Below are 7,114 nucleotides of genomic sequence, written 5' to 3' on the forward strand. Positions count from 1 at the left end.
GCCCCCCGCCGCTGCCGCACCGCCGGATACGGATCGCGTCTGAGCACTTGCCAGTCGGACCACAGCGGCTCTTCGAGCAGCGGCCGGCGCGAGCGGTCCCAGGCGTCACGGGCCCGCCCGAGAAACTCTCCCCACCGCTGCCCGGCGCCCGCGCCCAGCGCCGCGTCCAGGGCGGAGACCGCACCCGCGCGTGACGCGTTCGGCAGCCGTACGTCGGTGCCGTCCGCGAAGACATGCCGGCTCGCCGGATCGACCTGATCGAGCTGGACGCACCGCTCCAGCGGCTCCTTGCCCGTCTTGACGAACAGATCGCGGTAGACGGCAGGGAGATGCAGCAGACCGGGACCGGTGTCGAAGACGAAACCGTCCTGCTCGAACCGGCCCAGCGAACCGCCGTATGTCGCCGAGCGTTCGTACACCGACACCCGGTGTCCCGCCACGGCCAGCCGGGCAGCCGCTGCCATGGCGCCCATCCCGGCGCCGATCACCACAATCCGTGCCATGCCAGTGACTGTAACGGGACCCACTGACACCTCAGCCCGGCGGTGCCGCCATCCCGCCCCTGACCAGTTGTTTCTCCGCCCGGCGCTGAGCCCTGCGGCGCAGGAAGCGGCGGATTCTGGTGGCGAGGAAGGCCACCGTCGCGAGACCGAGCGCCAGCAGCGCGCCCGCGACGACGGCGGCGGCGACCGGATGGAAGACCGCGAAGGTGATGATCCCGGCCACGCCCAGATCCTCGGCCGTGCTCACCGCGATATTGCTGAACGGTTCGGGAGAGGTGTTGACCGCCATCCTGGTCCCGGCCTTGACGAGATGGCTCAGCAGGGCCGTCGATCCTCCGACCGCACCGGCCGCGATCTCCGGCAGCGAACCGCTCTGCCCGGCCAGCAGCGCACCGACCACCGCGCCCGACAGCGGCCTGATGACCGTGTGCACGGCGTCCCAGACCGTATCGATGTACGGGATCTTGTCCGCGACCGTGTCACAGAGGAAGAGCACTGCGGCGGCGATCAGGACATCGGTGCGCTGCAACGACTCGGGAACCTCGTCGCTCAGCCCGGTCGCGCCGAAGACTCCGAACAGCAGGACCACGGCATAGGCGTTGATGCCGCTGGCCCAGCCGCTGGTGAAGATCAGAGGGAGTACGGACACGGACGCGATCGTATCCAGCCGCCGCGCGGTACGCAGGAGAACAGTGGGCCGGAGTACGGAGCTCTGAGTACAGGTACTCAGAAGGCGAGTTGAGTAGGCACGCGGATGGGACGTCACCTGCCCGGACGGAAGAGTGGAGACCACGGAAGGGGCGCGGCGCCGGCACCGCCGGCACGGGGCGGCGGAACGGCGCGGCTCCCCTGACGGAACGGGGGTGTACGACACCACGGGGAATGCACCGGTCCGGTGCGGCTCAGGGGGACCGAGCCGCACCGGACCGGTCGTATGTCGGCGCCCGGCGACCCGGCCGTGCAGCAGCCGCGAGAGCGCCGCGTTCCGCGCAGCTCCTCCGAACGTGTGAGCGAAGCAAAATCGCAGGTCAGAACTGATTGTCAGTGGTGCCCTTCAGAATGGACACATACGGCCACAGCGCCGTCACACGACGACAGGAGGTTCGTCATGGCCAGCTCCTACGCCGGTGCCGCACGCCGGCGCCGCACAGACGGCCCTGCCCCCTCACTGACCGGACCGCCGACCGATGTCCACCCGGTGCTGCGCAGGGCCACAGCCCCGCCCGCGGCCCTGGATCTGCTCGCCCAGGCCCGTACGGGACTTGACGAGGCCGCCGAGCTGGACACTCCGAACGAGCGCTATGCCACCGCCCATCTCGCCGCCCTGCGCACCGCCGCCGCGGTCCTCGCGGCCCGGGGCCGCCCCGAGACCACCGTGCGTAAGCGCCGCCGGATCAGGAGCGCCTGGGAGGTCCTCCCGGAGATCGCGCCCGAGCTGACCGAATGGAGCAGCCTCTTCGCCTCGGGCGCCGAGCGCAGGGCGCGCGCCGAGGCGGGCATACGAGGCGCGGCGAGCAGCCGTGACGCCGACGATCTGCTGCGCGACGTGGCCATGTTCCTGCGCCTGGTGGAGCGGCTGCTGGTGCTGGAGCCGGTGCTGCCACAGCCTCGGGCCGAGCAGCCGCGGCAGGGCGGCGCCGCTGGGTGAGCTGACGGGACGGCCGAGGCAATAGGGTGGGCGGAGCCCGCACTGTTCCACGCCCCGCCGTCCGGGGCGGCACCGCGCCGAGGAGTCAACTGCCGTGTCGGACCGTTCCCCTGTCGCCGGTGGGGAGACGCCATCGCGCTCCCGGGGCTCCCTCCGTACCGCCGTGGTCTGGGAGGTCCTCAGGGACGCTCTCGACCGCCGGGTCAAGGCGGCGGGGACGGACATCCTGGATGTGCTCGACACCGGCGGCGGCACGGGCAGCTTCGCGGTGCCCGTGGCCCGTCTCGGGCATCGGGTGACGGTGGTCGACCCGAGTCCGAACGCGCTCTTCGCGCTGGAGCGCCGGGCGGCCGAAGCGGGCGTCGCCGAGCGTGTCCACGGTGTGCAGGGCGATATCCACGGGCTCTTCGACGTGGTCGGGCGCGATGGCTTCGACGCGGTGCTGTGCCACGGCGTCCTGGAGTACGTGGACGACCCGGCCGAGGGCGTACGGAACGCGGTCGACGCCCTCCGCCCGGCCGGTGCGCTCAGCCTGCTCGCCGCGGGCCTGGGCGGCGCCGTGCTGGCCAGGGCGCTCGCCGGGCACTTCAACGAGGCCCGGCGGGCCCTCACCGACCCGGCCGGGCGCTGGGGCGAGGGCGATCCCGTGCCCAGGCGCTTCACCGCCGAGCAGCTCACGGAGCTGGTCGGGGCCGCCGGTCTGCGGATCGGCGCCGTCCATGGCGTACGGGTCTTCGCGGACCTGGTTCCCGGCGGACTGGTGGACACCCAGCCCGGGGCCCTGGAGGCCCTGCTGAAGCTGGAGGCCGCCGCCGCCGAGCTGCCCGCGTTCCACTCCGTGGCCACCCAGCTCCATGTCCTGGGCGAGAAGGCTCCGGGAGAGAAGCGGGACTGACCCAGAGCCCCTGGAAGTCTCCTAGAGTCTCCCTGGAGAGCGGCCGGGCGCTGATCGCCTGGCTGATCAGGGGCGCAGCCGTACATGGAGTGCGCCACAGGCCCCCCGATGGGGCGCCCGGCGCCGTATGATCGGGGTACACCATCCGGCATGACGGATCGATGGCTGGGGAATCAACGCCTCAGCGGCCGAGTCGACATGGCGGCCCGGAATGGCGAAATGGCGTTGAGGGCGGGTTTCACGGGGGCGATTCCCTGCCTATCCTTGAAGGAGCCGCATACCGGTCGCCCCCCGCGACCGACGACTAGGAGGACTCCGTGCCGCTCTCGGAGCACGAGCAGCGAATGCTCGAGCAAATGGAGCGAGCGCTGTACGCCGAAGATCCCAAGTTCGCGACAGCGCTTGAGGGAAGCGGGCTGCGTACATACACCCGGCGACGGGTCTACCAGGCAGTAGCCGGCTTCCTGGTGGGTATCGCGCTCCTCATGGCCGGAATGGTCGCCCAGCAGATCTGGATCAGCGTGGTGGGATTCCTCGTCATGCTGGGCTGTGCGGTCCTGGCGGTCACCGGGTGGCGCAAGGCGCCCAAACCAGGTGAGCAACCGGCGGCGGGCGCAGGTCCGGCCGCCCGACAACAACCCAGACAGCGTCGCTCGATGATGAACCGGATCGAGCAGCGGTGGCAGCGCCGCCGTGACGAACAGGGCCAGTGAGTGCCTGAAGGTTCTCAGGCTTGACGGTACGGCTGAGGGGCGGACGCGGAAAGCGTCCGCCCCTCAGCCGTATCCAGCAGCCGTATCCAGGCAGCCGTCTTGCCCGTAGCCCGTACCGTCAGCCGCGCTGACGCGAAGGGCGCCAGCCGGCCGGGCCCGTACCGGCGGTATCCGTGCGGCGTGTCCGCAGACCGGCCGTGAACGCACGCAGGCCCGCCGAGGCGGCCCAGACCACTCGTACGGACGAGCGCGGCGCCAGCAGTGCCCGCAGCCGGGTCCAGCGGCTCACCGGAGCGCCCAGTCCCGTGTGGATCAGCCGGGCGTCGTCGGCCAGACCTGTACCGGGCCGTGGCCATGGCGCGTACAGCACCTGCTCCACCGAATCGGCCACACGGTGCACCGCCTCGGCCGCCGGGCCCTCCAGCTTGCCCAGCCGCACCAGCCGGGCCGCTGTCTTCCGCGGTGTCTGCGATTCGTCCGGCGGGATGCCGTGATCCCAGGCCGTGTCGGTTATTTCCCGCCAGACGGCGAGTGTCCGCGCCACGGCGTCGGTCTCCCGGCGCCCACGGGAGCCCAGCCGCCGGGAGCGGATCTCGCTCCGCCACAGCATCGGCAGCAGCGGCACTCCCACCACCAGCAGCACGCCCAGACCGATCAGCAGCGCGATGAACCCTCCCGGCCATCCGCCGCCGTCGGTCGGCGTGGCCGCGCTGGGCGCGACCGTGGCACAGTCGGACGCCGGCGCCGCCGGGTCCTGGCAGCTCCGCGAGGGAGACGGCGCCACGGGCGGCGCGGCCGAGGCGCTGGCTTCGGGCGCGCTCGGGTCGCTCGCATTGCCGGTCGGAGTGTCCGGGCGGGTGTAGTCAGGAGCGCTGCCGCGGCTCGGAGTCGGCTCGAAACGGGTCCATCCGACACCTTCGAAATACAGCTCGGGCCAGGCGTGCGCGTCCCGCAGTCCCACCGACATGCTGCCGTCCGACTGCGGAGAGCCCGGTGTGAAGCCCACCGCCACCCGCGCGGGTATGCCCAGCGTGCGGGCCATGGCGGCCATCGTGAACGAGAAGTGGACGCAGAAGCCTTCCTTGTTCTTCAGGAAGCGTGTGATCGCCGTGGCACCGGTGCCGGAGTCCACCTGGGTGTCGTAGGAGAAGCCGCCGTCCAGCGCGAACCAGTCCTGGAGCCTGACGGCCTTCTCGTAGTTGTTCGCCGCGCCCTCGGTGACATCGAGCGCGGTCTTCTTGACCACATCCGGCAGGACGGACGGGACCTGGGTGTACTCACGGCGCAGGGACTCCGGCGCCGGAGGCGCGGCGGCGAGCTGCTCGCTGGTCGGATTCACCTGGAGGCTGCCCACCTCGTACCGGGCGCCACGGGTCGACTGCCCGCGGTCGCCCACCAGCGTCCGGCCCTCGGGCTCGAAGCGCCAGCGGCCGTCGATGTTCACCCTGGTCGCGGGATAGGGCATCGGCAGATAGTTCTGCCGGTACCACCCGGCGGTCGTGATACTGGTCGTGATCTCGGTCGCGCTCACGCCCGGGCTCAGGCCCTGAGGCCCGGACAGCCGGTCCGGTACATCCTCGACCCTGCGCTGCGAGAACCTCCAGGACGTTCCGTCGAACTTGTCCAGAGCCATGATCCGCAGATACATGCTCTGGGTGTTCGGCGCGTTCGTCTTGTAGCGCAGCGCCTCGCGGTCCTCGGGCTGGTTCAGATTGTCCTGGAGCGAGACCAGCGGATTCACCGCGGAGATGGTGCCTCCGCCGCCCAGTCCCGAGCCGTTTCCCCGGCCCGCGCCCGCCAGCAGTCCGCCGTCCAGAGTCGGCAGGGCAGCCGGGACCGCGAGGGCTATGCCCAGCGCCACCACTCCGATCCTGCGGCCGGTACGGACCGGGGCGGGCGCGCGGCCCGCCGCCTCCAGACCGGCCGTGAGCCGGCCCTGCGCGCGTGACGCACCGCCGAACACCCGGCCCCACTGCGACAGCCGGTCCCGGCCCTCGGCCAGTAGCAGCAGCAGATAACCGGCCGCCGCGAGCAGGAACCACCAGGAGCCGCCGTCACCGCCGGAGAGCCCCGCGGCGACCGAGTAGAGCGCGAGCAGCGGCAGCCCGGCCGGGGCCGCGCTGCGGAACGTCACCGCGAGGGCGTCCACCGCGAGCCCGATCAGCAGCACACCGCCCACCAGCATCAGCCGGATGCCCTCGGTGGCCGGCGCCGGTATGGCATACCGTCCGACATCCTCGCCGCCCACCGTCAGAAGCTGCCCGAACTCCTGGAAGACACCGGGCGTCGGCAGGACACCGAGCAGCGCCCGATCGCCGGCGAAGACCACCGTGAGCATCAGCAGGGCGACCACGGCCTGGAGCGCCACGGTCAGCGTCCGCGCCAGCGGCACCCGCCGGGCCAGCGCGCCCACCGCGCCCAGCACCGCCACCATGATCGCGGTGTGCAGCAGCCAGGTGGTCGGCCGGACCAGCGGCACCAGGGCGCCCGCCGCCATCAGTGTGGCGGCGAACGAACAGAGCGCCAGCCGTGCACTACCGCTCATGACCATCCTCCGGTGGAGCCTGGACCGCCCGTGACGGCCGATTCGGAGCGCTGTCGCGCGGCCTGCCGCCACAGCTCGGGCAGTGCCGCGCCCGGCGGCACCGCCAGGGCCGTCCAGCCCGCCTCGCGGAGCTGGCGCAGCCGCTCCTCGATGTGGTTGTCGGGTCCCATGCCCTGGGCCCAGCCGGTGCTGTCGAGTACGAAGGCGACGGCGACACCGCTGCGCTGCCGCATCCGGGCCACCACCGCGGTCTGTTCCTCGTCCAGATCACCGAAGAAGGCCACCAGCAGCCCTTCGCCGCCGCGCAGCACTTCATACGCGCCGGAGAGCCCGTGGGTGTCGGAGTGGTCGACGACCGCGAGGGTGTCCATCAGCAGTCCGGCCGAGTCGGCCGGACCCTGCGTCGCCCCGGCGTAGCCGTCGGCGCCCTCGCCCGGCACCGAGCTGCCCGTGTCCGTCAACAGCCTGACCGCGAAGCCGCGTTCCAGCATATGGACCAGCGCGGAGGCCGCGCCCGACACCGCCCACTCGAAGGCCGAGTCGGGACCCGCGCCGTGATAGGCGCTCCGTCTGGTGTCCAGCAGCACCGTGCACTTCGCCCGCTGCGGCTGCTCCTCGCGACGCACCATCAGCTCGCCGTACCGCGCGGTGGAGCGCCAGTGCACCCGGCGCAGATCGTCACCGTGCCGGTAGCCGCGCGGAATCACATCGTCCTCGCCGGCCAGCGCCTGCGAGCGCTGCCGTCCGTCGCCGTACGCCGGTGACTCGCCGGCGAGCCGCACCGGCGGCAGCGGGTCGGTGCGCGGGACG

Annotated in this window: 7 protein-coding genes; 3 read left to right on the forward strand and 4 right to left on the reverse strand. The window is 72.0% G+C overall.

Annotated elements, in window-relative coordinates; translation table 11 throughout:
* Together GA0115259_RS08020 and GA0115259_RS08025 are read right to left on the reverse strand one after the other, a co-directional pair.
* A partial coding sequence (locus GA0115259_RS08020; protein WP_161230318.1) for an NAD(P)-binding protein occupies window positions 1–503 on the reverse strand: 503 nt, incomplete at its 3' end.
* A gap of 31 nt (window positions 504–534) precedes the next feature.
* The gene (locus GA0115259_RS08025; protein WP_093592960.1) at window positions 535–1,152 is read right to left on the reverse strand and encodes a DUF4126 domain-containing protein; all 618 of its coding nucleotides are present in this window, start codon (window positions 1,150–1,152) and stop codon (window positions 535–537) included.
* Window positions 1,153–1,611: 459 nt separating this feature from the next.
* Between GA0115259_RS08025 and GA0115259_RS08030 the strand changes: the two genes are divergently transcribed.
* From GA0115259_RS08030 to GA0115259_RS08040, 3 genes are all read left to right on the forward strand, one after another.
* A complete protein-coding gene (locus GA0115259_RS08030) occupies window positions 1,612–2,151 on the forward strand; it encodes an SAV_6107 family HEPN domain-containing protein (RefSeq protein WP_093592963.1) in 540 nt (179 codons plus the stop codon).
* 94 nt (window positions 2,152–2,245) lie between these two features.
* Window positions 2,246–3,046 (forward strand): methyltransferase, encoded by an 801-nt coding sequence (locus GA0115259_RS08035; RefSeq protein ID WP_093592966.1) that lies wholly within the window; start codon window positions 2,246–2,248, stop codon window positions 3,044–3,046.
* Between the two features lie 317 nt (window positions 3,047–3,363).
* A complete protein-coding gene (locus tag GA0115259_RS08040) occupies window positions 3,364–3,759 on the forward strand; it encodes a DUF3040 domain-containing protein (protein ID WP_093592969.1) in 396 nt (131 codons plus the stop codon).
* A 118-nt stretch (window positions 3,760–3,877) separates the two neighbouring features.
* Here the strand turns inward: GA0115259_RS08040 and GA0115259_RS08045 are convergent, their stop codons facing one another.
* Together GA0115259_RS08045 and GA0115259_RS08050 are read right to left on the reverse strand one after the other, a co-directional pair.
* On the reverse strand, window positions 3,878–6,304 hold the full coding sequence (locus GA0115259_RS08045; RefSeq protein WP_093592972.1) for a transglutaminase TgpA family protein: 2,427 nt from the start codon (window positions 6,302–6,304) through the stop codon (window positions 3,878–3,880).
* Window positions 6,301–7,114, reverse strand: an 814-nt coding sequence (locus tag GA0115259_RS08050; protein WP_141716485.1) for a DUF58 domain-containing protein, incomplete at its 5' end; no start/stop codon positions are given. The genes GA0115259_RS08050 and GA0115259_RS08045, both read right to left, overlap by 4 nt.

The organism is Streptomyces sp. MnatMP-M17 (assembly GCF_900091995.1).
Taxonomy (GTDB): Bacteria; Actinomycetota; Actinomycetes; order Streptomycetales; family Streptomycetaceae; genus Streptomyces.

Bases quoted from the DNA above. Each gene is read 5' to 3' on its own strand.
- GA0115259_RS08030 (WP_093592963.1), top strand. From the start codon at position 1,612: ATGGCCAGCTCCTACGCCGGTGCCGCACGCCGGCGCCGCACAGACGGC.
- GA0115259_RS08045 (WP_093592972.1), bottom strand. From the start codon at position 6,304: ATGAGCGGTAGTGCACGGCTGGCGCTCTGTTCGTTCGCCGCCACACTG.